20 protein-coding genes are annotated in these 22636 nt (G+C 74.3%); 9 read left to right on the plus strand and 11 right to left on the minus strand.

The window, feature by feature from the left end; all coding sequences use genetic code 11:
- Nucleotides 1–66: 66 nt before the first annotated feature.
- The 7 genes from HA039_RS14510 to HA039_RS14540 all read right to left on the minus strand — a co-directional run bounded on the left by HA039_RS14510 (nt 67) and on the right by HA039_RS14540 (nt 7875).
- On the minus strand, nt 67–1341 hold the full coding sequence (locus HA039_RS14510; RefSeq protein WP_167029142.1) for a beta-ketoacyl-[acyl-carrier-protein] synthase family protein: 1275 nt from the start codon (nt 1339–1341) through the stop codon (nt 67–69).
- On the minus strand, nt 1338–1616 hold the full coding sequence (locus tag HA039_RS14515) for an acyl carrier protein (RefSeq protein ID WP_167029145.1): 279 nt from the start codon (nt 1614–1616) through the stop codon (nt 1338–1340). The genes HA039_RS14510 and HA039_RS14515 overlap by 4 nt, the downstream gene beginning before the upstream one ends.
- The gene (locus tag HA039_RS14520) at nt 1589–2740 is read right to left on the minus strand and encodes a beta-ketoacyl-ACP synthase III (protein WP_167029148.1); all 1152 of its coding nucleotides are present in this window, start codon (nt 2738–2740) and stop codon (nt 1589–1591) included. The genes HA039_RS14515 and HA039_RS14520 overlap by 28 nt, the downstream gene beginning before the upstream one ends.
- On the minus strand, nt 2737–3636 hold the full coding sequence (locus HA039_RS14525) for an SDR family NAD(P)-dependent oxidoreductase (protein WP_167036786.1): 900 nt from the start codon (nt 3634–3636) through the stop codon (nt 2737–2739). Before HA039_RS14525 ends, HA039_RS14520 begins: the two co-directional genes overlap by 4 nt.
- A gap of 158 nt (nt 3637–3794) precedes the next feature.
- Nucleotides 3795–4859 (minus strand): 3-oxoacyl-ACP synthase III family protein, encoded by a 1065-nt coding sequence (locus HA039_RS14530; protein WP_167029151.1) that lies wholly within the window; start codon nt 4857–4859, stop codon nt 3795–3797.
- Nucleotides 4856–6862 (minus strand): acyl-CoA dehydrogenase family protein, encoded by a 2007-nt coding sequence (locus HA039_RS14535; RefSeq protein ID WP_167029154.1) that lies wholly within the window; start codon nt 6860–6862, stop codon nt 4856–4858. The genes HA039_RS14530 and HA039_RS14535 overlap by 4 nt, the downstream gene beginning before the upstream one ends.
- Entirely contained in the window at nt 6859–7875 is a 1017-nt protein-coding gene (locus tag HA039_RS14540) for an acyltransferase domain-containing protein (protein ID WP_167029157.1), read from the minus strand. Before HA039_RS14540 ends, HA039_RS14535 begins: the two co-directional genes overlap by 4 nt.
- Nucleotides 7876–8325: 450 nt before the next feature.
- Here HA039_RS14540 and HA039_RS14545 point away from each other — a divergent pair, with 450 nt between their 5' ends.
- Nucleotides 8326–9642, plus strand: a complete 1317-nt coding sequence (locus HA039_RS14545; protein WP_167029160.1) for an NsdA family TPR-like regulatory protein — start codon at nt 8326–8328, stop codon at nt 9640–9642.
- On the opposite strand, the gene HA039_RS14550 is transcribed toward HA039_RS14545, so the two are convergent.
- Nucleotides 9625–10902, minus strand: coding sequence for a hypothetical protein (locus HA039_RS14550; RefSeq protein WP_167029163.1), 1278 nt, complete (start codon nt 10900–10902; stop codon nt 9625–9627). The two genes, HA039_RS14545 and HA039_RS14550, sit on opposite strands and share 18 nt — an antisense overlap.
- 131 nt (nt 10903–11033) lie before the next feature.
- Here HA039_RS14550 and radA point away from each other — a divergent pair, with 131 nt between their 5' ends.
- Together radA and disA are read left to right on the plus strand one after the other, a co-directional pair.
- Nucleotides 11034–12446 carry a DNA repair protein RadA gene (radA, locus tag HA039_RS14555; RefSeq protein ID WP_167029166.1) on the plus strand — a complete coding sequence of 471 codons (1413 nt, stop codon included), beginning with the start codon at nt 11034–11036 and terminating at the stop codon, nt 12444–12446.
- A gap of 44 nt (nt 12447–12490) precedes the next feature.
- Nucleotides 12491–13615 carry a DNA integrity scanning diadenylate cyclase DisA gene (gene disA / locus HA039_RS14560; RefSeq protein WP_161307535.1) on the plus strand — a complete coding sequence of 375 codons (1125 nt, stop codon included), beginning with the start codon at nt 12491–12493 and terminating at the stop codon, nt 13613–13615.
- Between the two features lie 75 nt (nt 13616–13690).
- Here the strand turns inward: disA and HA039_RS14565 are convergent, their stop codons facing one another.
- A complete protein-coding gene (locus tag HA039_RS14565; protein WP_167029169.1) occupies nt 13691–14620 on the minus strand; it encodes a hypothetical protein in 930 nt (309 codons plus the stop codon).
- A 193-nt stretch (nt 14621–14813) separates the two neighbouring features.
- Between HA039_RS14565 and HA039_RS14570 the strand changes: the two genes are divergently transcribed.
- The 5 genes from HA039_RS14570 to cseC all read left to right on the plus strand — a co-directional run bounded on the left by HA039_RS14570 (nt 14814) and on the right by cseC (nt 19564).
- Nucleotides 14814–15749, plus strand: a complete 936-nt coding sequence (locus HA039_RS14570; protein ID WP_167029172.1) for an HhH-GPD family protein — start codon at nt 14814–14816, stop codon at nt 15747–15749.
- 299 nt (nt 15750–16048) lie between these two features.
- A complete protein-coding gene (locus tag HA039_RS14575; RefSeq protein ID WP_167029175.1) occupies nt 16049–16645 on the plus strand; it encodes a SigE family RNA polymerase sigma factor in 597 nt (198 codons plus the stop codon).
- Nucleotides 16633–17376, plus strand: a complete 744-nt coding sequence (locus tag HA039_RS14580; RefSeq protein ID WP_425086340.1) for a hypothetical protein — start codon at nt 16633–16635, stop codon at nt 17374–17376. Before HA039_RS14575 ends, HA039_RS14580 begins: the two co-directional genes overlap by 13 nt.
- An 88-nt stretch (nt 17377–17464) precedes the next feature.
- Nucleotides 17465–18169: a two-component system response regulator CseB gene (gene cseB / locus HA039_RS14585; RefSeq protein WP_167029181.1), complete on the plus strand. Its 705-nt coding sequence runs from the start codon at nt 17465–17467 to the stop codon at nt 18167–18169.
- A gap of 75 nt (nt 18170–18244) precedes the next feature.
- Nucleotides 18245–19564 carry a two-component system sensor histidine kinase CseC gene (gene cseC, locus HA039_RS14590; RefSeq protein WP_167029184.1) on the plus strand — a complete coding sequence of 440 codons (1320 nt, stop codon included), beginning with the start codon at nt 18245–18247 and terminating at the stop codon, nt 19562–19564.
- Between the two features lie 10 nt (nt 19565–19574).
- On the opposite strand, the gene HA039_RS14595 is transcribed toward cseC, so the two are convergent.
- Nucleotides 19575–20228, minus strand: a complete 654-nt coding sequence (locus HA039_RS14595) for a hypothetical protein (protein ID WP_243869433.1) — start codon at nt 20226–20228, stop codon at nt 19575–19577.
- Between the two features lie 84 nt (nt 20229–20312).
- Complete coding sequence (locus tag HA039_RS14600) at nt 20313–21929, minus strand: MDR family MFS transporter (RefSeq protein ID WP_167029187.1); 1617 nt, start codon at nt 21927–21929, stop codon at nt 20313–20315.
- A gap of 111 nt (nt 21930–22040) precedes the next feature.
- Here HA039_RS14600 and HA039_RS14605 point away from each other — a divergent pair, with 111 nt between their 5' ends.
- The gene (locus tag HA039_RS14605) at nt 22041–22619 is read left to right on the plus strand and encodes a TetR/AcrR family transcriptional regulator (RefSeq protein WP_243869435.1); all 579 of its coding nucleotides are present in this window, start codon (nt 22041–22043) and stop codon (nt 22617–22619) included.
- The last annotated feature ends 17 nt before the right edge of the window (nt 22620–22636 follow it).

Consider the following 22636-nt stretch of genomic DNA (forward strand, 5'->3'; position numbering starts at 1 on the left):
AGACAGAGCGGCCCGCGCCCATCTCACTCCTTGAGCCCATTTAATCCTAACGAGTGAAGGTATCCCTCAAAAGGGGACAGGAATGCTTGATTCCGGCGGCCGGAAGGCGAGCACGGTGTTGTGGCCGCCGAATCCGGCCGACGCGCTGAGCGCGAGCCGTACCGGATGCTTGTGCACCCCGCCGGTGACCAGGTCCAGGCCGCCCGTCCCGCTGTCCGGGCGCCTGAAGTTGGCGGTGGGGGGCGCCAGTTGGTGGGAGACCGTCAACGCGGTGAGCGCGGCCTCGATCGATCCCGCCGCGCCCATGGGGTGCCCGATGACCCCTTTCGTGGAGGTGACCGTCGGCGGGCGCGCGCCGAAGAGACGGCGCAACACCCCCGCTTCCCGGGCGTCGTTGAGCGGGGTGCTGGTGCCGTGGGCGTTGATGTGGTCCACGTCGGCGGGCCCGGCTCCCGCCGTGGCGAGGGCTCTCAGGAACGCCTCGCGCAGTCCCCGGCCCTCGGGATGGGGGGCGACCGGGTCATGGGCGTCGGTGGTGGAACCGTGCCCCACGAACAGGGCGTGCACCGGCGCACGCCGGGCGGCGGCCTGCCCCGCACGCTCCAGCACCAGGACCCCGGCGCCCTCCGCGATGACGAATCCGTCCCGGTCGGCGTCGAACGGCCGCGACGCGGCGGCCGGTTCGGCGGCGCGTCCGGACAGCGCGCCCATCTGGGAGAACGCCGTCACGCACAGCGGGGTGACCATGGCGTCGGTGCCGCCCGCGACCGCGATGTCGCAGGCCCCCTCCCGCAGCAGCATCGCGGCGACGATCAGGGCGGTGGCCCCCGACGCGCAGGCCGTGGAGGTGTGCAGGGCCGGGCCCCGCGCGTCGAGGGCGATCGCGGTCTGCCCGGCGGCCATGTTCGGCAGGAACGCCGGGAGGGTCAGCGGCGAGACCGAACGCGGCCCGGTCCTGAGCAGCCGGGAGTGCTGGCTCTCGTACGTCGTGACTCCGCCGGCCGCCGACCCCATGACCACCGCGACCCGGCGGCCGTCCCAGGACAGGGGGTCGAGCCCGGCGTCGGCGACCGCCTCCCTGGCCGCCGTGATCGCGAACTGCGTGGCGCGGTCGAGGCGCCACGCCTGCCGCACGCCGACGTGGACCCGGGGGTCGAAGCCCGGGACGCGGCAGGAGAACGGGACGGGCAGGCCCGCCAGTTCGGGGTCGGCGGCGGCGGTGGGGACGCCGGCGCAGACCCGGTCCCAGGTCGCGCGGGTGCCGAGGCCGGCGGGGGTGACGAGGCCGATGCCGGTGACGGCGAGGGGTTCCGTACGGCGGGTGGCCGCGTGACCGGTCATCGCGGGGTTCCGGGGTCGGTGGCCTCGACGGGCCCGCTGTCGTCGGGCAGTTGGTCCGCGACCAGGCGCGCCACGTCCTCGACCGTCAGGTCGGCGGCCGAGTCGCTGTCGTCGAGCTCGACGCCCCACTGCTCCCGGACGGTGACGAACAGCTCGACCACCGCCAGGGAGTCCAGCTCCAGTTCGGCGAGGGTGGATCCGGGCTTGACGGCGTCGGGGTCGACGTCGAACTTGTCGGCGAGCAGGGTCACGAGGTACTGGCTGACAGCTTCCATGGCTGAGGACTCCGGTTCGTGAGGGCATCTGTGAGGGCGTCCGGGGGGACGTCGGTGAGGGTGTGGGAAGGGGGGCGGGGTGCCGGCGCGGCGGTGTGCGGCAGGACGGCGGGCCAGGTGAGCGCGATCGCCCCCCAGGTCAGCCCGCCGCCGAAGGCGGTGAGCAGCGCCCGGGCGCCGGGCCTGACGAGCCGCCGGGCCGCCGTGTCGGCGAGGGCCAGCGGGATGGAGGCGGCGGCGGTGTTGCCGACGTCCGCGATGTTGCCGAAGCGGTGGTGGGCGGGGACGCCGAGCCGTTCGGCCACGGAGTCGAGGATGCGTTGGTTGGCCTGGTGGCCGATGAACGCCTCGATGCTCGGGGCGGGCCATCCGGCCCGGTCGAGGGCGCTGTGCGCGGAGCGCGTCATGTGGGTGACGGCCCGCGCGTACACCTGGCGTCCCCGCATCCGGAAGTACCGCTCGTCCCGGTCGAGTCCGGCCGTGTCGGGCAGCCGGGAGCCGCCCCCGGCGACGGCGATCAGGTCGCTGCCCGCGCCGTCCGCGCCGAGGTCGGCGGCGACGAGGGCGCCGGGTTCGTCGCGGTCCCCCGGGCGCAGCAGGAACGCGCCCGCGCCGTCGCCGAAGATCGGGGCGGTGTCGCGGTCCCGGGGGTCGACGATGGCGGAGTACTTCTCGGCGCCGATGACCAGGGGGTTACGGCATGTCCCTTGCGTGATCAGGGCGTTGGCCGTGGTCAGGGCGTACAGGAATCCGGAGCAGACGGCCGCGAGGTCGAAGGCCGGCACGGTCCCGAGGCCGAGCCGGTGGGCGACGTCGGGCGCGGTCGCGGGGCAGGGCCGGTCGGGGGTGGTGGTGGCGATCAGCACCAGGTCGGGCCGGACGCCGGGGGCGGACCGCATGGCGGCCTCCCCGGCGGCGAGGGCGAGGTCGCCGGTGCTGACGTCGGGGGCGGCGTGGCGGCGGCGGGCGATGCCGGTACGGGACCGGATCCACGCGTCGGTGGTCGCCAACTCGCCGCGGGCCACGATCTCTTCGTTGGTGAGGGAGCGCGGGGGCAGGCAGGAGCCGATGCCGCAGACGACGGCGGTGGCGGTGGCGGCCCGGCCGGGGGTGCGGGTGTTCATCGGGCGGCATCCGCGGCCGCCAGCGGCCCGGCGTGCGGTGAGGGCGCCGGTACGGGGGCCGGGGCGGGCGCCACGAACGGGGACGGCGGCTTGGGGGTGCCCGCCAGGCCGCCGTCCGGTACGGACATCCCGCCGTCCAGCACCAGCGCGTGGCCGGTCAGGTACGCGGACGCCGGCGAGGCCAGGTAGAGCGTGGCCGCCGCCACGTCCGTCACCTCGGCCCAACGCCCCAGCGGCACATGCCCCATCAGCCAGTCGGAGAGCGGCCCGCTGCCGTACGCGAACGCCGTCATGTCCGTGCGGGTCCAGCCGGGGCACAGCGCGTTGACCCGGATCCCCTGGCGCGCCCAGCCCGTGGCGAGACTCCGTACGAGCGAGATCTGCGCCGCCTTCGAGGCGGCGTACGCCTCCATGCGGGGCGCGCCGACCACGCCCGCGACGGACGACATCAGTACGAGGCTGGCCCGGGGGGAGGCGGCGAGGTGCGGGTGCGCGGCCCGGCACACGGCGGCGGTGGCGCCGAGGTTGACGTGCAGGACGCTGTCCCAGTCCCGCTGGAAGGATTCCTGGAGGGGCAGGACGACCGGGGACCCGTCCTCCTCCATGGGCAGCACGCCCGCGTTGTGGACGACGATGTCGAGGCCGCCGAGCGCGTGGGCCGCCTGGTCCACGACGTGCGCGGCCCGGGCGGTGTCGGCGAGGTCGCCGGGCACCAGCACGGCCGTGCGCCCCTGGTCCTGGACGAGCGAGGCGGTCTCCTTGAGCGCGTCGCCGGTACGGGCGGAGAGGGCGACGTCGGCGCCCGCCTCGGCGAGGGCCCGGGCGACGGCGCGGCCGATGCCCCGGGAGGCGCCGGTGACCAGCGCGCGGGCGCCGTCGACGCGGAAGGTGGACAGGACGGTGGTGCCGACGCGGGAGGGGCGCGCGGCCGGGTCGGTGGTCCCAGGGCCGGGGGTCGCGGGGCCGGCGGTCGCGGCGCCGGGGGTTCCGGTGCCTGGGGTTCCGGTGCCATGGCTTCCGGTGCCATGGCTTCCGGTGCTGGTCGGGCTGGTGGTCACTGGTGGCTCCTTCGCCGGTCCGTGGGAAGCGGTGCGGTGGGGATCCCGGCGCCGGGGGCGCCGGTCCAGTCCAGGAGGGCGCTGCCCCAGGTGAGGCCCGCGCCGAAGACGGTGATGAGGACCCGGCCGCCGTCCGGCACGAGTCCGCGCGCGGCGGCGGTCGCCAGGGCGTACGGGGCCGAGGCGGCGCCGATGTTGCCGACCTGGTCCCCGACGACGACCAGGCGGCCGGGCGGGATGCCCATCTCGGCGCCGAGGCGGCGCAGGAGGACGGGGTTGGGCTGGTGGACGACAAACGCGTCGATGTCGTCCAGCACGAGGTCGTTCCGCTTGAGCGTCTCCTCGACCAGGCGGGGGAAGACGTCCACGATGAAGTCGCGGACGGCCCGGCCGTCCATGTGGATGAAGTGGGCGCCGCTGTCGAGCGTCGCGGCGGTGGCGGGCCGGCGGCTGCCGCCGGCCGGGATGAGGACGTGGTGGGCGCCGCGCCCGTCGGATCCGAGGCGGAACTCGCGGAATCCGCGCCCCTGTCGGACCGGCCCCAGGATGGCCGCGGCGGCGCCGTCGGCGAAGAGCACCGCCGTACCGCGGTCGGTGAGGTCGAGGAACTTGGAGTACGCCTCGACGCCGACGACCGCCGCGTACCGGACGCGGGGGTCGCCGCGCAGCCAGTCGTGGGCGACCTTGGCGGCGAAGAGCCAGCCGGAGCAGGCGGCGCTGACGTCGAGGGCGACGGCGTGGTGCGCGCCGGTGAGGGCCTGGACCCGGCAGGCGGTGGAGGGGCCCAGCTCGTCGGGGGTGGAGGTGGCGGAGACGAGGACGCCGATCTCGTCGGTCCGGATGCCGGCCGCGTCGGCGGCGGCGCGGACGGCCGCCGCCGCGAGGTCGGAGGCCGCCTCGTCGGGGGCGGCGACGTGGCGGACGCGGACGCCGGTGCGTTCGGCGATCCACTGCGGGGTGACCCCGGTGGAGCGGGCGACCTCCTCGTTGTCCCGCCGCCGGGCGGGGAGGTGGGCGCCCATGCCGAGGATGCCGATGGCGGGTTCCGTACGGGCGCTCATGTGGTCCTGCCTCGGTCGGTGGCGGGGTCCGGGGTGCCGTTCGTACGGACGGCCGTCTCCTCGACGAGCGCCGCCGCGTAGGCGTCGGCGCCCAGCGGCGCGGGGGCCAGTCGGTCGGGCAGGGCCATGGCCCGCGCCAACAGCGGGAGGTGGGGGGTCAGCTCGTCGCACCGGTCGTCCGTGAGCGCGGGGAGCGCGGTGACGGTGGAGGCGTCCAGGACTCCCGCCGACTGGAGGACGCCGGACAGGCGCTCGGCCTGGAGGAGTCCGTACAGCGCGGCCAGCGGGGGCAGCGCCTGTTTCACCTCGGGCTCCTCGGCGGCGTCCACGACGGCGGTGAGGTTCTCGGCCGCGAGGCGGTGCGCGTACACCTCGCCCAGCCGTTGCGCCCGCCCCAGCAGCGGGTTCCACAACTCCAGCCCCTCCAGGCCCTGTTCGGTACGGGCCCGCAGCGCGCCGCGCAGGTCGGCGGTGAGCCGGCGTTGCAGGGCGCGGGTGACGGCCGGCCACCAGGCGGGGTCGGCCGGGGAGAGGGCGTGGTGCGGGGTGCCGGGTCCGGGTTCGGGGTCGGCCGGTGCGTCGTCGGTGGCGAGGGCGCGGCCGGTGTCGAGCATGATGAGCGTGCTGTCGCCGCCCGCGCTGTCGAAGGCGTGGGCGAATCCCTGCCAGGACTGGAGCCGGTTGACGTCCAGGAACCCGGCGAGGCCGCTGCGGTGCTGGCAGGAGGCGGCGAGCCGGGCGGTCTCCCGCACGGTGAAGGCCTTGTAGGCGGCCAGCGGCCGGTCGACGGCGGACCAGGGCGCGAACGTCATCCTCGCGCCGGCGCGGGCCCGGGCCGGGAGCGCCCCCGTCCCTTCCGGGGGCCGGTGGGCCGCGCGCCAGGTGTCGCGGGCCGTGGCCGCCGTACAGCTCAGCGCGAAGGCCTCGGCGACGGCGCCGAGCACGGCGTGCTGCTGGGTGCGGTACGTGAGCACCGGCGCGCCGGGCGCGAGCCTGCCGTGGGAGCGGCGGTGGGCGGAGTGGCGCAGGGTGGTGACGGCGGCGCCGCGCGCCATCGCGGCCATCGCGGTGGGCAGGGTCGCCCAGAGCGCCTGGCCGACGGACAGCGTCCGCCGGAGCCTCGCGTCGGGGGTGCCGAGCGGGTCGTGGGGGATCCCGTCCGCGTCGAGATCGGCGCTGTCCCGCAGCCAGTCGGCGTACGGGACTCGGACCTGGTCGAAGCGGACGACGGCGTACGCGAGGGGCAGCGCGTGCGCGGAGAGCGGGGCGGAGATGTGCACGCCGGGCACCAGAACGCCGTCGTCGTCGCTCAGTTCGACGGCGAAGGAGAAGACTCCCGCGTCCCGGCCCCCGGTGAGGACCCGCGCGCAGACGACCGCCGTCTGCGGGAGGCCGAGCACGGCGACGGCGGAGAACTTGGCGGCCCGGGCGTCGGGGGTGTGCAGGACGAACTCGCGGCGCTCCGGGTCGAAGGTCGCGGTGGTGCGGATCGCGAGGTGGCTGCTGGCGTCACCGATCTCGGTGACCATGAACACGCCCCGGGCGCGGGCCCCTTCGAGCCGAGCGAGGGCGGGGGCGGGCCGGTCGCCGCCGGAGAGGGTGAGGACGGAGCCGGCGCACAGGATGTAGTGCGAGAGCGCCGCCATGTAGAGGCTGGGGTCGGCGGCGCCGACACACGCGCCGACCTCGGCGAGCAACTCGGTGTCGGAGAAGACCTCCTGGAGGCCGGGCAGGGACTCGGCGAGGCGGCGCAGCCTCAGGTGGACGGCGTGGTCGTCGGAGAGGCCGGCCTCGGCGGGGAGCGGGGCGGGGCCGCCGGCGAGCGCGGTCACGATCCGCTCGCGCAGGTCGGGCGGGCAGGCGGTGCCGGTGAGGCGGGTGAGTTCGGCGAGGGCCGCCTCGGGGATCTCGCGGGCCTCGGGGGCCTCGGCGGCTCCGGAGGCGTCGGAGGCTTCGGGGGTGGTGGCGTGGGCCGGGGTGGGCGCGGTGACGGGCGGGTTCATCCGACGGCTCCGGGGTGGGATACGGGTACGGGGGGCGCCGACCAGCGGAAATCGGGGTCGACGAGGGGCGCCCGGGCGAGCGCGCCGGGCAGGATGTGCCGGGCGTTACGGGTCAGCGCGCCGCCCGTCCCGGCCTCCAGCAGCAGTACGGGGCCGGGGGCCGCGCGCCGCAGGGTGCCGGGCAGCCGGGCGGGCCGGGTCAGGCAGTGCGCGAGCGCGGCCGGCAGGTCCGTACCGGGGCCGTGGACACCCTGGGCGACGGCCGAGTGGACGGGCAGCCGGGGCGGCCGGGCCGGCAGGGTCCGGACGAAGGCGGCGAAGGCGGTCGCGGTGCGGCCCAGCGACGGGTGGTGGGAGAGGAACGGCAGGCGCAGCCGGGTGGCCGGGAGCGCGCGGGCGCGGGCGAGCCGCTCCACCCGTTCCAGGGCGGGCAGCGGGCCCGCGAGCACGGTCTCGCGGGAGTCGTTGACACAGCCGACGACCACCCGCGCCCGGGCGGGGCCGAGGGCCACCCCGGCCGTGCGCAGGAGCGCGTGGGCCGCTTCCTCGCCGGCCCCGAGCAGGGTCAGCCCGCCGGGGCAGTGGTGCAGCAACTGCCCCAGTCTCAGGGCGATCCGGGCGCCGTCGGCGACCGTGAAGCAGCAGGCCGCGACCAGCGCGGGGATCTCGCCGAAGCTCACGGCGAGCAGCCGTTCGGGCGCCTGTCCGGCCGCGCACAGCGCCCGGTGCACGGACAGAGAGGCCCCGAACAGCGCCAACTGGGCGGTCCCCGGGGGCCCTTCGGCCAGTTCGCGCCCGCTGGGCGGGGCGTCGGAGACCAGGCGCGGGCCCAGCGGGGCGAGTCCGTGCTCGACGGCGACCCGGTCGATGTCCTCGAACACCCCGGTGACCGCGTCGCGCAGCGGCCGATGGGCCCGCAGTCCTTTCACCAAGGGGGTGAGAGCGAAGTCGCCCTGTCCGGGAAAGAGGTGGAGCGTGGCACGCGGAACGGTATCGCGGGATGAGGCGGGCATTGCCCTGTGCCTCCTGTCGAAAGGAAAGGGAAACATGCGGTCGGCGCGCCGGTGAACGGGCCGGCCGACCGGCGATCTTTTCCAGAGTGGACCAGGCACCCGACCCTCAAGACATTTCCTGGAGCGTGACCTGTTAAATGTTCGCGGCTGTCAAAAGGCAGCGGAAGTCGCGGCTCCGCCCGGGCCTCACATGTGATCCACAGGCGGTTCAAGAGGCGTGTGGGGCAGATCGACACTCGGTCCCGCCGCAGACCACAGGGGTCGGGAAGCGCGAATCGGACACCGGTGGGCGGATGTCCGAAAACACGGTTGTGAATATCGGACGGGAGGCGGTTCCCTGTCGAATGTGAGGATCACGGGGAACGAGGGACACACGCTCCGGGCGCATTCCGCAATACGGCCGGCGTTCGGCGCAATACGTCGGCGAATGAGTCCGAAAGGTTTCCCCTGATGGCACGGCGTCCGCCGAACGGGATGTTCCGGGATCTCCTGGCCGAGACGGGCTGGACCGGTGAGGAATTGGCGCGGGCCGTCAATCGCCTCGGCGCCGAGTCCGGCCTGACCCTCCGCTACCAGCGCGCCTCGGTGTCCCAGTGGGCGGCCGGGATCCGCCCCAGACCCCCGGCCCCGGAACTGCTCGCCGAGGCGTTCTCCCGCCGCCTCGGCCGGCGCGTCACGGTGGCCGACGTGCTGCCCCCGGCGGCCGCCGGGGGCGGTTCGGCGGCCGAATCGCCCACCCCCGCCCGGCAGTTGGTCGACCTGGGCCGGCGGGTCGCCCAGCGTTACCGAGCGGCGGCCGCGCTCGTGTACGAACACGATCCGCGCCCCTCCCCGCCCGCCCCGCACCCGTTGCCGCAGGCCGTCCCGCAGCGCCTCACCCCGGCCGCCACCGCGGCCGTCGCCGCCATGATCGACGTCTTCTCGACGGCCGACCGGACGCACGGCGGAGGCTTCGCCAGGGTCGCGCTGGCCGCGTACCTGAGCCAGAGCGTGGCGCCGCTGCTCCGCGCTCCAGGACCCTCCCCCCTGCGGCGCCAACTCCTGCTCTCGGGCGCCACGTTGAGCTACCTGTGCGCCTTCATGCACTTCGACGACGAGCTGCACGGACCGGCCCAGCGGTACTACCGCACCAGCCTGGAGCTGGCCGAGGCCGCCGGGGATCCCACGGCCCAGGCCCTCGCCCTGCGCGCGCTGAGCATCCAGGCGCACGCGCTCAAGCACCACCGCCGCGCCCTCGACCTCGCCGAGGAGGCGCACCGCCGCGTGACGGCCCGTACCCCTCCGCAGGTCCGCGCGGGGATACTCGGGCAACTGGCCGTGGCCGAGGCGGCGACCGGCTCGGGCCCCGCCTCGACCCGCCGACTGGACCAGGCGGCAAGGGAGTTGGAGAGCGCCGACCGGAACGAACCGGCCGTCGGCGCCTATCACGGCGCGTCCCTCGCCCATCAGCACGCGACGGTCGCGGCCCACCTCGGCGACGGGTCCCGGGCCGTCTCCGCGCTCCAGGCCTCCCTGGACCGGCGCCCCGACAGCGAGCCGCGCTCGCGCGTCATCACCTGCGCGGCCCTGGCCGAACTGCACTTCGCCCGCGGCCACCTGGAGGCCGCGTGCGCGACCTGGCACGCCTTCCTCGACGGCTACCCGGCGGTGTCGTCCGCCCGCGCCGACACGGCGCTCGCCACGATGAGGTCGCTGACCCGGGTCCACCGGCGCCAGCCCACCGCGCTGGCCCTCATCCACCGGGCGGCGTCACTGCAACGCCGCTGACCGCCCGGCCTGGTGGGGCAGGTGCCCGGTCCCACCGGGGCGGACCACGACCCGGCGGCGGGACTCCTGGCGCACCACGCTGTAGGGCCCGAGGCCCGACAGCGCCTCGGTGACCCCGGCCAGCAGACCGGCGGGGGTCTCCGGTCCTGCGGCCACGCCGACGGTCGCGCTGCCCGCGAGCCACGCGCGGCGGACGTCCCGTACCGCCGCCACCGGACGGACGGCCGCCGGGCCCGGCGGGCCCGCCAGGAGGTCCGGGTCCGGCCGGCCGAGCAGCAGGACGACGTCACTGGCCGCGGCGAGGGCCCGGACGGCGTCCCGGCGGTCGGCGGACCGGTAGCACCACTGGTCGGGATGCTGTCCGCGCAACCTGGGGAAGGCCTCGCGCAGCGCCGCGACCACCGGCACGACGTCGTCGACCGGGGTGCAGGGCCGTACCGCGAAGGAGACGCGGTCGGGGTCGGCGACCGCCCGCAGCCGGGCCAGCTGCCGTTCCACCGGCCGCCCGGCGTCGAACGCGACAAGCCGCCCAGGCCCGTCCCCCGCACCGTCTCCCGGGCCGTCACCCGCGCCGTCTCCCCCGCCTTCACCCGCGCCGCCACCCGCACCGGGCCCCACGCCTTCACCCGCGCCAGGCTCCGCGCCGGGCCCGGCGCCCTCACCCGCGCCGTCTCCCGCTCCGTCTCCCGCGCCGAGCTCCGCCGCACCGCCCCCGCCCCCGCCCCCGCCTCCACCCGGGCCCCCCGAACCGATCCGCACCACCGTGTCGCCCCGCCGCAGGAACTCCGCCACCGTCTCCCGGGCGCGCGCCGCCGCCGCGCAGGACGCCGCCGCCCCCTCCGTACCGGCACACGTGCCGGCCGTCTCGGCGACCAGCACCCGGCGGGTACGGAAGAGGGCCGCCCACTCCCGTACGGACCGCTCGGCGGCCTCCAGGACGTCCGCGCCCAGGTCCGGGCCGCCCGCCACCGCCACCCCGGCCACCGTGCCGTCGACGTCCACGTACGTCGCGGCGAACACGACAGCGGACCCGCTCCCCGCCGCCCCGCCCCGCCGCGGCGGACGCACGACCGGCGGCCCGAGGAGCAGCGCCCCCAAGCCCGTGGGATGCCCCAGCCGCTCCAGCTCGGCCGCGACGAGCGGCGCGGCCGGACAGCGCACCGGCCCCCGCACCGGATGCACGGCGGAGACGGCCACCGTCAGACGGCCCGGACGGACGGCCTCCGCGGCCCACCGCTCGTACACCAGGGTCCTGTTCACCCTCACAGCCTGGCCGGTCGGGACGGCATATCGGCGCTCATCCGGCGCTCGTCCGGCAGAAGTCGCCGGACCGGACCGGGGCCCGCCCCCGTGCCGGACGGATTGTCAGTGGGGCCCTATACGGTGGCGCCATGGCAACCGCCCGTACGAAATCCACCAAGGACAGGCCGTCCTACCGCTGTACCGAGTGCGGCTGGACGACCGTCAAATGGCTGGGGCGCTGCCCCGAATGCCAGGCGTGGGGGACGGTCGAGGAGTACGGCGCCCCGGCGGTACGGACCACCGCGGCCGGCCGGGTGTCGACCGCAGCCCTCCCCATCGGCCAGGTCGACGGGCGTACGGCGACGGCGCGCTCGACCGGGGTGGACGAGTTCGACCGGGTCCTCGGCGGCGGGCTCGTGCCCGGGGCCGTGGTGCTGATCGCGGGCGAGCCCGGCGTCGGCAAGTCCACGCTGCTGCTGGACGTGGCGGCGAAGGCGGCCGACGCGGACCACCGCACGCTCTACGTGACGGGCGAGGAGTCCGCGAGCCAGGTGCGGCTGCGCGCGGACCGCATCAAGGCCATCGACGACCACCTCTACCTCGCCGCCGAGACCGACCTCTCGGCGGTCCTCGGCCATCTCGACGCGGTCAAGCCGTCCCTGCTCATCCTGGACTCCGTGCAGACGGTCGCCTCGCCGGAGATCGACGGGGCGCCGGGCGGGATGGCGCAGGTCCGCGAGGTCGCGGGCGCGCTGATCCGCGCCTCCAAGGACCGCGGCATGTCCACGATGCTGGTGGGCCACGTCACCAAGGACGGCGCGATCGCCGGGCCCCGGCTGCTGGAGCACCTCGTGGACGTGGTGCTGTCCTTCGAGGGCGACCGGCACGCGCGGCTGCGCCTGGTGCGCGGGATCAAGAACCGGTACGGCACGACCGACGAGGTCGGCTGCTTCGAGCTGCACGACGAAGGGATCACCGGCCTCGCCGACCCGTCGGGGCTCTTCCTGACCCGCCGCGCCGAGCCCGTCCCCGGCACCTGCCTGACGGTCACCCTCGAAGGCCGGCGCCCGCTGGTCGCCGAGGTGCAGGCCCTCACGGTCGACTCGCAGATCCCCTCCCCCCGCCGCACCACGTCGGGGCTGGAGACGTCCCGGGTGTCGATGATGCTGGCCGTGCTGGAGCAGCGCGGCCGGATCACCGCCCTCGGCAAGCGGGACATCTACTGCGCCACCGTCGGCGGGGTGAAGCTCACCGAGCCCGCCGCCGACCTGGCCGTCGCGCTCGCCCTGGCGTCCGCCGCCAGTGACACCCCGCTGCCGAAGAACCTGGTCGCGATCGGCGAGGTGGGCCTCGCGGGCGAGGTCAGAAGGGTCACCGGGGTCCAGCGCCGGCTGGCCGAGGCGCACCGCCTGGGCTTCACCGAAGCCCTCGTACCGACCGACCCCGGACGGATTCCCCCCGGTATGAAGGTCACAGAAGTCGCCGACATGGGGGATGCTCTGAGGGTGCTGCCGCGCCGAGGTCGTGCGGACGCCCCACGGGACAACAACGCTCGCCGGTAGACTTTGCCCTGGTCTCGCCCATCCGTACGAGCCGGAGGAGTGCAGTGGCAGCCAACGACCGGGCATCAGCACCCGGAAAGTCCGGCGCGGGCTCCGGCAACGAGGCGCTCATGCGCGCCTCCCTGAGCGCCGTGGCGCCCGGGATGCCGCTGCGTGACGGCCTGGAGCGGATCCTGCGCGGCAACACCGGCGGTCTGATCGTCCTCGGCATGGACAAGACCGTCGAGTCGATGTGCACGGGCGGCTTCGTGCTGGACGTGGAGTTCACCGCGACCCGCCTGCGCGAGCTGTGCAAGCTCGACGGCGCGCTCATCCTCGACAAGGACATCACCAAGATCCTGCGGGCCGGCGTGCAGCTGGTCCCGGAGTCCTCCATCCCCACCGAGGAGACGGGCACCCGGCACCGGACCGCCGACCGCGTCTCCAAGCAGTGCGGGTTCCCGGTGGTCTCGGTGTCCCAGTCGATGCGGCTGATCGCGCTGTACGTGGACGGGGAGCGCCGGGTCCTGGAGGAGTCGGCGGCGATCCTGTCGCGGGCGAACCAGGCACTGGCCACCCTGGAGCGCTACAAGCTGCGCCTGGACGAGGTGGCGGGCACGCTCTCCGCGCTGGAGATCGAGGACCTGGTCACGGTCCGGGACGTGACGGCGGTCGCGCAGCGCCTGGAGATGGTGCGCAGGATCGCCACCGAGATCGCGGAGTACGTGGTCGAGCTGGGCACCGACGGGCGTCTCCTCTCGCTCCAGCTGGACGAGTTGATCGCGGGCGTCGAGCCGGAACGCGAGCTGGTGGTGCGGGACTACGTGCCCGAGCCGACGGCGAAGCGGTCCCGTACGGTCGACGAGGCGCTCGCGGAGCTGGGCTCGCCGAGCCACGCGGAGCTGCTGGAACTGGCCGTGGTGGCGCGGGCGTTGGGGTACAGCGGTTCGCCCGAGACGCTCGACTCGGCGGTCTCGCCGCGGGGTTACCGGCTGCTGGCGAAGGTGCCGCGGCTGCCGGGCACGATCATCGAGCGGCTCGTGGAGCACTTCGGCGGACTCCAGAAGCTGCTCGCGGCGAGCGTGGACGACCTCCAGACGGTGGACGGCGTCGGCGAGGCGCGGGCCCGCAGCGTCCGCGAGGGCCTGTCCCGGCTGGCGGAGTCGTCGATCCTGGAGCGGTACGTGTAACTCGGCCCGTCCGGCGCCCGTCCGGCGTTGGAGGGCACCCGGCGGAAGGCCGGGCCGTACCGCCCCCGGGGTCGGTCAGTCCTTCTCCAGCCGGATCGACTTCTGCCCCTGCTGCACCGACGCGCCCGTCGTGGTGATCTCCACCAGGTACGTCCCCGGCGCCACCGCCCCCGCCGGCGCCTTCGCGCACTTCGGGGCGCTCTTCGCGCGGTCCCACTGCACGGTGCGGGTGATCGTCGCGCCCGCCGGGACCTCGAACAGCGCCCGGCCCGTCCTGGGGCAGTCCTTGGAGGACCACAGCTGGTCGTCCTCGGCGTCGGTGACCGTCAGCACCATGGCCTTCGGCCCGAAGTCCGCCTTGCAGGCGGTGGTGGAGGTGTTGGTGGCGATGAGCCGGAACGCGGGCTTCTCGCCGGGCTCGTAGGCGTTCTTGCTGACGTCGAGGCGCAGGATCAGCGAGCCCCTCACGCAGGTGGGGAGGGAGGAGTTCGCCGGCACCTGCCGCCCCGAACTGGCGCTCCCGGCGCCACCGGTGCCCGCCGTTCCCGTACCGCCGCCGCTCGTCCCGCCGCCGCCCGTACCGCCGTTCGCGGCTCCGGTCGTGCCACCGGTACCGGCACCGCCGGAACCGGCGCCACCCGTACCCGCGCCGCCCGCGCCCGCTCCGGCACCGCCGCTGCCCGCGGGGTCGCCGTTCTTGCCGCTGTCGCCCGCGCCGCCGTCCGTACCGCCGTCGCCGCCGCTGCCGCCCGTACCGCCCGACTCGTCGCGCCCGCCCGGCTGTTCACTGATGGCGGGCCCGGACCCGGAGGGCCCCGGGGTGATCGACGTGGCCGGGTTGGCCCCGTCGGACCGGTCGTCGCTCTTCTTTCCGCCGCCGTCGCCCGAGGTGACGACCCACACGACCAACAGAGCCAGCAGCGCGGTCAGCGTCGCCGCTACTGCCCTCCGTCGCCAGTAGATGGTGGAGGGGAGCGGACCGACCGGATTACGCAAAGATCCCACGTCGCAAACTGTACGAGAGATCTCCGCCAACTCCCGCCCCCATGCCGTCCGTCTTCCCAAGTTTTACGGATCATCAGCTTGCGACGCTCCCGACGGCCGCCGGACCGTGATCGGTCACCCGCGGAAGGCACCCCGCCGCACACGCGTCCGATGCGCCGTCCGCGCGCCGGGACATGCCAGGATCGGAGGTGCCATGACTGCTACCTCTCCGACTCCCGAGACCTCCGCGACGCCGCCGGCCCCGGCCCCGGCGTCCGCCGCCGCCCTCCACGCCCCTGTCATCGAGTGGTTCGACACCCACGCCCGCGACCTGCCCTGGCGCCGCCCGGAAGCCGGTGCCTGGGGGGTGATGGTCAGCGAGTTCATGCTCCAGCAGACCCCGGTGAGCCGCGTCCTCCCGGTCTACGAGGCGTGGCTCGCGCGCTGGCCGCGCCCCGCCGACCTGGCGAAGGAGCCGCCCGGCGAGGCGGTCCGGGCGTGGGGGCGGCTCGGCTACCCGCGCCGGGCGCTGCGCCTGCACGGGGCGGCGCAGGCGATAACGGAGCGGTACGGCGGGGATGTGCCCAGCGAGCACGCCCAGTTGATCTCGCTGCCCGGGATCGGCGAGTACACGGCGGCGGCCGTCGCGTCGTTCGCGTACGGACAGCGCCACGCCGTCCTGGACACGAACGTGCGCCGGGTCTTCGCGCGGGCGGTGACCGGTGTGCAGTTCCCGCCGAACGCGACCACCGCCGCCGAACGCAAGCTGGCCCGCTCCCTCCTCCCCCCGGACGAGCCGACCGCCGCCCGCTGGGCCGCCGCCTCCATGGAGTTGGGCGCGCTGGTCTGCACGGCCAAGGGCGAGGAGTGCGTGCGCTGCCCGATCGCCGACCGGTGCGCGTGGCGGCTGGCGGGCAAGCCGGCGCACGACGGCCCGGCCCGGCGCGGCCAGACGTACGCGGGCACCGACCGCCAGGTGCGCGGCAAGCTGCTCGCCGTCCTGCGCGAGGCGCTCACGCCCGTACCGCAGGAGGCGCTCGACGCGGTGTGGGACGAGCCGGTGCAGCGGGCCCGGGCGCTGGACGGCCTGGTGGCCGACGGCCTGGTGGAGCCGATGGAGAACGGCGTGTACCGGCTGCCGCTGAGCTGACGGGCGGGACTCCGGACCGGCGCGGGCCCGTGGGGTGCGGAACTCCACGGGCCCGTTCCGCTTTCCGCCGCACCCCTCCACCCCGTACCCCTCCACCCCGTACCCCTCCAACCCGTACCCCTCCCACCCGTACCCCTCCTCCCCGTGCCCCTCCGCCGCCGTGCGGATCTCCGTTACACAACCGATGGGCAGCCGTGCGTTTGCCGACGGCTGCCCCGCACAACCCCGTGACAACCGCTCCGTAATTTCGGTGGCGCAAGGGGAACACAAGGACGGTCACGGGGTCGGAGGCGGTTGTCATGACGCAGGGCGAGGTGCTCGGAGAGGTGCTGGGGTTCGAGGAGTACGTACGGACCCGGCAGGACGCCCTGCTGCGCAGCGCCCGGCGGCTCGTGCCCGACCCGGTGGACGCGCAGGACCTGCTCCAGACCGCGCTGGCCCGGACGTTCGGCCGGTGGGACGGCATCGCGGACAAGTCCCTCGCCGACGCGTACCTGCGCCGCGTCATGATCAACACCCGTACGGAGTGGTGGCGCGCGCGCCGCCTCGAAGAGGTGCCCACGGAGCAACTGCCCGACGCGTGCGTCGAGGACGGCACCGAGCAGCGTGCCGACCGGGCCCTGCTGATGGACATCCTCTCCGTCCTGGCTCCCAAGCAGCGCAGCGTGGTGGTGCTGCGACACTGGGAGCAGATGAGCACGGAGGAGACGGCGGCGGCGCTCGGGATGTCGGCCGGTACGGTCAAGAGCACGCTGCACCGGGCGCTGGCCCGGCTGCGCGAGGAGCTGGCGAGCCGGTCCGCCGACGAGGGGTACGGGCGCATGCTGGAACGGGCGGAGCACGGCGGCGGCCTCATCGGCCGCCAGGATCGGGGGCGGGAGCGGTGCGTGGCCTGAGGGGCCCGGCCCGGCCGGTGACGGCGGGACAGAGCGCGGCGGGTAGGGGACGGCTCACGGTGCGTGCGGCCCGTACGGCCCGTACGGCCGGACCGTGCGCGGCGGGTACGGCGGCCCTGGCCGGCGTGGCCGTGCTGTGCCTGCTGGCCGCCGGGTGTTCGACCGGCGGTACGGGCACGCGGGACGAGGGCGCGGCCGTCACCGCGCCCCTGGAGCGGGGGGTGCCGACACCGGCGACCTCGGCGGCCCCGCCGGTGAGGACGGTGGACCCGGCGTGGCTGCTGCGCCGCGACCCCAAGGTCAGCGCGCGGATCAAGGCCGCCCTGAAACCGTGCCCCGAGGGCGCCTACCCGGTGGACACCTCGTACGGGAACCTGACCGGCGGATCCGTACCGGACGTCGTCGTGAACGTGATGACCTGCGGGGACGCGGTGGGCATCGGCACGTTTGTGTACCGCGAGACGGACAGGACGTACCGATGCGTCTTCGCCGTCGAGGAACCGGCCGTCTATGCCACCATCGACCGGGGCGAGCTGGTCCTCACCCAGCAGGTGTACGCGAAGGGTGATCCGGTGGCGTACCCCTCCGGGGAGGACGTGGTCACCTACAGCTGGAGCGGCAACCGGTTCACCGAGCGCTACCGCGTGCGCAACAACTACAGCAGCGCCGTCGGCGACGGCGCGGTCCAGGCGCCCGACGGCGTGGACCCGACGGTGCCGCGGCAGAACTGAGTCCGCGGCCCGGCCCCTGTCCCGTCCTCTGTCCCCCGTCCCCACTCCCCCCCACTCCTCATTGATCGAGAGCAGAGAGAGCCGCGCGATGGCCGAGACCCATGTGCTGTTCGTCGAGGACGACGACGTCATCCGCGAGGCCACCCAGCTCGCGCTGGAGCGGGACGGCTTCGTGGTGACCGCGATGCCCGACGGGCTCTCCGGTCTTGAGGCGTTCCGCGCCGACCGCCCCGACATCGCCCTGCTCGACGTGATGGTCCCCGGCCTGGACGGGGTCAGCCTGTGCCGCCGTATCCGCGACGAGTCGACCGTGCCCGTGATCATGCTCTCGGCGCGCGCCGACGCGATCGACGTGGTGCTCGGCCTGGAGGCCGGCGCGGACGACTACGTCACCAAGCCGTTCGACGGGGCGGTGCTGGTGGCCCGGATCAGGGCCGTCCTGCGCCGCTTCGGCCACGCGGGCCGGGCGGCCGGGGACCCGGCGGGGCGGCAGGGCCCGGACGAGCGGGGGGTGCTGACCTTCGGCGAGCTGGAGATCGACACGGAGGGCATGGAGGTGCGCAGGGGCGGGGTGCCGGTCGCGCTGACGCCCACCGAGATGCGGCTGCTGCTGGAGTTCTCGACCGCGCCCGGCACGGTCCTGTCCCGCGACCGGCTGCTGGAACGGGTCTGGGACTACGGCTGGGGCGGGGACACCCGGGTGGTGGACGTCCACGTCCAGCGGCTGCGTACCAAGATCGGGCAGGACCGGATCGACACGGTCCGCGGCTTCGGCTACAAGCTCAAGGCATGAGGCTCCGCGCATGAACGGCATGAGGCTCCGTGTGAACGGCATGAGGCTCCGCGGGTACGGCACAGGGCTCCGCGCATGAGGCGCCTGGCGTTGCGGACCGGGGTCCGCTGGAAGATCAGCATCGCGATCGCGGCGGTCGGCGCGCTGGTCGCGGTGGCGCTGAGCCTGGTGGTGCACAACGCGGCGCGGGTCTCGATGCTCGACAACGCGCGCGAGGTGCAGTTGGAGCGGCTGCTGTTCGCGCAGCGGATGTACGACACGACCAAGGAGCCCAAGTTCGGCACGAAGGTCAACGACCCGGCGCTGCCGCACGACCTGCGGCGGAAGATGGCGGAGGGCCGGCGCGCGACGTACGTGCAGGACGTCAGCGAGGGCGTGCCGGACGTCTGGGCGGCGGTACCGCTCGGGAACGGCACGGTGCTGTCGTTGCACAACAAGTTCGCCGACCGCAGTACGACGATCATGAAGGACCTGGACCGGGCCCTGATCATCGGCTCGGCGTCGGTGGTCTTCGGCGGGTGCGCGCTGGGCGTGCTGATCGGCGGCCAGTTGTCGCGCAGGCTGCGCCGGGCGGCGGCCGCGGCGGGGCGGGTCGCGCAAGGCAACACGGACGTGCGGGTGGGGGACGCGGTCGGCGGGGTCGTACGGGACGAGACCGACGAGCTGGCGCGGGCGGTGGACGCGCTGACCGACGCGCTGAACGAACGGATCGAGGCGGAGCGCCGGGTGACGGCGGACATCGCCCACGAGCTGCGCACGCCGGTGACGGGCCTGCTCACGGCGGCGGAACTGCTGCCGCCGGGCCGCCCCACCGAGCTGGTACGGGACCGGGCGCAGGCCCTGCGCACCCTGGTCGAGGACGTGCTCGAAGTGGCCCGGCTGGACAGCGCGTCGGAGCGGGCGGAGCTCCAGGAGATCGAGCTGGGCGAGTTCGTACGGCGGCGGGTGACCGCGCTCGACCCGGCCATCGAGGTGCACGTGACGCACACCTCCTGGGTGAACACCGATCCCCGCCGCCTGGAACGCATCCTGGGCAATCTGCTGGCCAACGCGGCGAAGCACGGCGGGACGCCGGTGGAGGTGACGGTCGAGGGCCGGATCGTACGGGTACGGGACCACGGGCCCGGCTTCCCCGAGGCGCTCCTGCGCGAGGGCCCGAGCCGGTTCCGTACGGGCGCGAGCGACCGCGCGGGCCACGGCCACGGCCTGGGCCTGACGATCGCGGCGGGCCAGGCCCGCGTCCTGGGCGCCCGCCTGACCTTCCGCAACGCCGAACCGGACGCCGCAAAGGCCCCGGAGCCGGCGTCCGGCGCGGTGGCGGTCCTCTGGCTCCCGGAACACGCCCCGACCACCACGGGCAGCTTCCCGATCCTGCGCCTGCCCGACCCGGAGTGAGCGGGCGGACTCAGCCGGCATCGCGGTCGGCCGAAGCGCCCCAGCCACGGACGTAGGGGTCAGGATCGTCCCGGGCGGACGCGCGCGTACGGTCCAGCAACGCACGCAGGCGCGGCGGATAGGCCTCGCGGGAGGTGGGCAGCCACCGCACGACACGTCGCCGCGTACCCGGATCGGCGACCTCGGCGAACACCCGCATCGAGGCCTCCAGCCAGTCGTCCTGGACGTCCCGCGACGCGTCGAGGGCGGGATCCCGTACCCCGCCGGGCCCGTAGGCCGGCGACCGGTCCGGGCGCACGGGCACATGGGCGCAGTACCAGGCCCGTTCCGCACCGGCCCGCTCGGCGTCCGTCCCGGTCCGCAGGTACGCGACCAGCGCGGCCATCACCCGGCGGCGTCCGTATCCGTAGACGGCCGGCTCGACGAACCAGCGGCAGAAGCTGGGATCCGGGTCGTGCACCGCCGCCGCCATCAACGGGGCGAACAACTCCTCGCCCAGAGCCGCCCGTCCGAGCAGCGGCCCGCGCAACGCGTGCGCGAGGTGCCGGACCTGCCGGTCCCCCGGCCTGACGGCGACCTCCTCGTACCCCAGAAGCCGAGCCACCTCCGTCACGGCCTCCAGAAAGTCACCCGCCCCGCCACCACTCCGCACCTCGTCACCCATCCCCGCATTCTCCCCGGCACATACGAACGCCCCCGGCGCGGTGAGTGCGCCGGGGGCGTTGCGTACTAACAAGGGAGCGGAGGGTCAGGCCGACTGCGGGATCCTGCCGTCCGTCGGGGCCGGGGCGTCCGACGGCTTCGGGCCCGCGCCGCGCAGCGGGACCTCCTTGACGAAGAACGCCGCGACGAAGCCGATCACGGCGATCGCCGCGCCCAGGGTGAAGGCGCCGTGGATGCCGGTGGACACCGCGTGCTGGTACGCCTCGCGCACCGCCTCCGGCAGCTTCGCCAGGCTGGCCGCGTCGAGCTGCGCGGACTGGAGGCCGCCGGCCGTGCTGCCGCCCCGGGCCGCCATCTCGTCCTGGACGCGGGAGTTGAACAGCGCGCCCATGATGGCGACACCGAACGAGCTGCCCAGCGTGCGGAAGAGGGTCGTCGAGGAGGACGCGACGCCCATGTCCTTGGGCTCGACGCTGTTCTGCGCGACCAGCATCGTGATCTGCATCAGGAAGCCCATGCCCGCGCCGAGCACGGCCATGTAGACGCCGGACGTCAGCCGCGAGGTCTCGGTGTCCATCTGCGCGAGCAGGAACAGGCCGACCGTCATCAGGGCGCCGCCGATGATGGGGAAGATCCGGTACTTGCCGCTGTTGGTGGTGACGCGGCCCGCGATCAGCGAGACGACCATCATCGCGAGCAGCATCGGCAGGAGCAGCAGACCGGAGTTGGTGGCCGAGGCGCCCTGCACGGCCTGCTGGTACAGCGGCAGGAAGAGCGTGGCGCCGAACATCACGAAGCCGGTGAGGAACCCGATCACCGACATCAGGGTGAAGTTGCGGTTGCGGAAGATGTGCAGCGGCAGCAGCGGCTCGACCGTCTTCTTCTGGACGACGACGAAGCCGATGAGCGCGACCACACCGAGCGCGATGAGCTCCATGATGATCGCGGAGCTCCAGTCGTACTCCGTCCCGCCCCAGGTCGTGACCAGCACGATCGAGGTGATGCCGACGGTGAGCAGCCCGGCGCCGAGGAAGTCGATCCTGACCTTCGACCGGTCCTTCCTGGGCAGGTGCAGGACGGCCGTGACCATCGCCAGCGCCACCGCGCCCAGCGGGAGGTTGATGTAGAAGCTCCAGCGCCAGCCGAGGTGGTCGGTGATGGCGCCGCCGACCAGCGGTCCGCCGATCATGGCGAGGGCCATCACGCCGGCCATCATGCCCTGGTACTTGCCCCGCTCACGGGGCGGGATCAGGTCACCGATGATCGCCATCACGCCGACCATCAGACCGCCCGCGCCGAGGCCCTGTATCGCGCGGAAGCCGATCAGCTGGCTCATGTCCTGGGCCATCCCGCTCAGCGCGGAACCGATCAGGAAGATCACGATGGAGGTGAGGAAGACGCCCTTGCGGCCGTACAGGTCGCCGAGCTTGCCCCAGATCGGGGTCGAGGCGGCGGTGGCGAGGGTGTACGCGGTGACCACCCACGACAAGTGCTCCAGGCCGCCCAGCTCCCCGACGATCGTCGGCATCGCCGTACCGACGATCATGTTGTCCAGCATGGCCAGCAGCATCGCGATCATGAGCGCGAGGAGCACGATCCTCACGCTGCGCGGCTGCGGCTCCGGCTTGCCGGGCGTCGGCGTCCCGGCCGACAGGTCCCCGGGTCCCGCGGCCTCTCCGGCCTTCCCCGTCTTCTGACTCATCTTCCCCTACTCCCCTGACTTACTTGCCGCCCGGCAAGCTAGCATTACACTGAGGAAGGTAGACGGCTAACTTGCCGGGCGTCAAGTAAGTTTTTCCCCAAGGAGAGCACCGTGGGCAGCACTCAGCACCCCCGACGGGGCAACACCCGTCAGCGCATCCAGGATGTCGCGATGGAGCTCTTCGCCGAACACGGGTACGAGAAGACCTCCCTGCGGGAGATCGCCGAGCAGCTGGACGTGACCAAGGCGGCGCTGTACTACCACTTCAAGACCAAGGAGGACATCCTGATCAGCGTCTTCCAGGACGTGACCCGGCCGATCGACACGCTGATCGAGTGGGGCAAGACCCAGCCCGCCACCCTGGAGACGAAGCGCGAGATCCTGCGCCGCTACAGCATGGCCCTGCGCGGCGCGTCCCCGATCTTCCGCTTCATGCAGGAGAACCAGGCGACGATCCGGGACCTCAGCATCGGCGAGACCTTCAAGGACCGCATGTTGGCGCTGATGGAACTGCTCCTGGACCCCGACGCCACCATGGCCAACCGGGTCCGCTGCTCCAGCGCGCTCTTCACCATGCACGCGGGACAGTTCGCCCTCAAGGACATCGCCGGGGACGACGAGGAGAAGCGCCTGGCCATCCTGGAGGTCTCGACGGACCTGATCACCCAGGCCCATCACGTCGACCTCTGAGGACCGGACAGGCCCTA

Source organism: Streptomyces liangshanensis (assembly GCF_011694815.1).
GTDB classification, from domain to species: domain Bacteria; phylum Actinomycetota; class Actinomycetes; order Streptomycetales; family Streptomycetaceae; genus Streptomyces; species Streptomyces liangshanensis.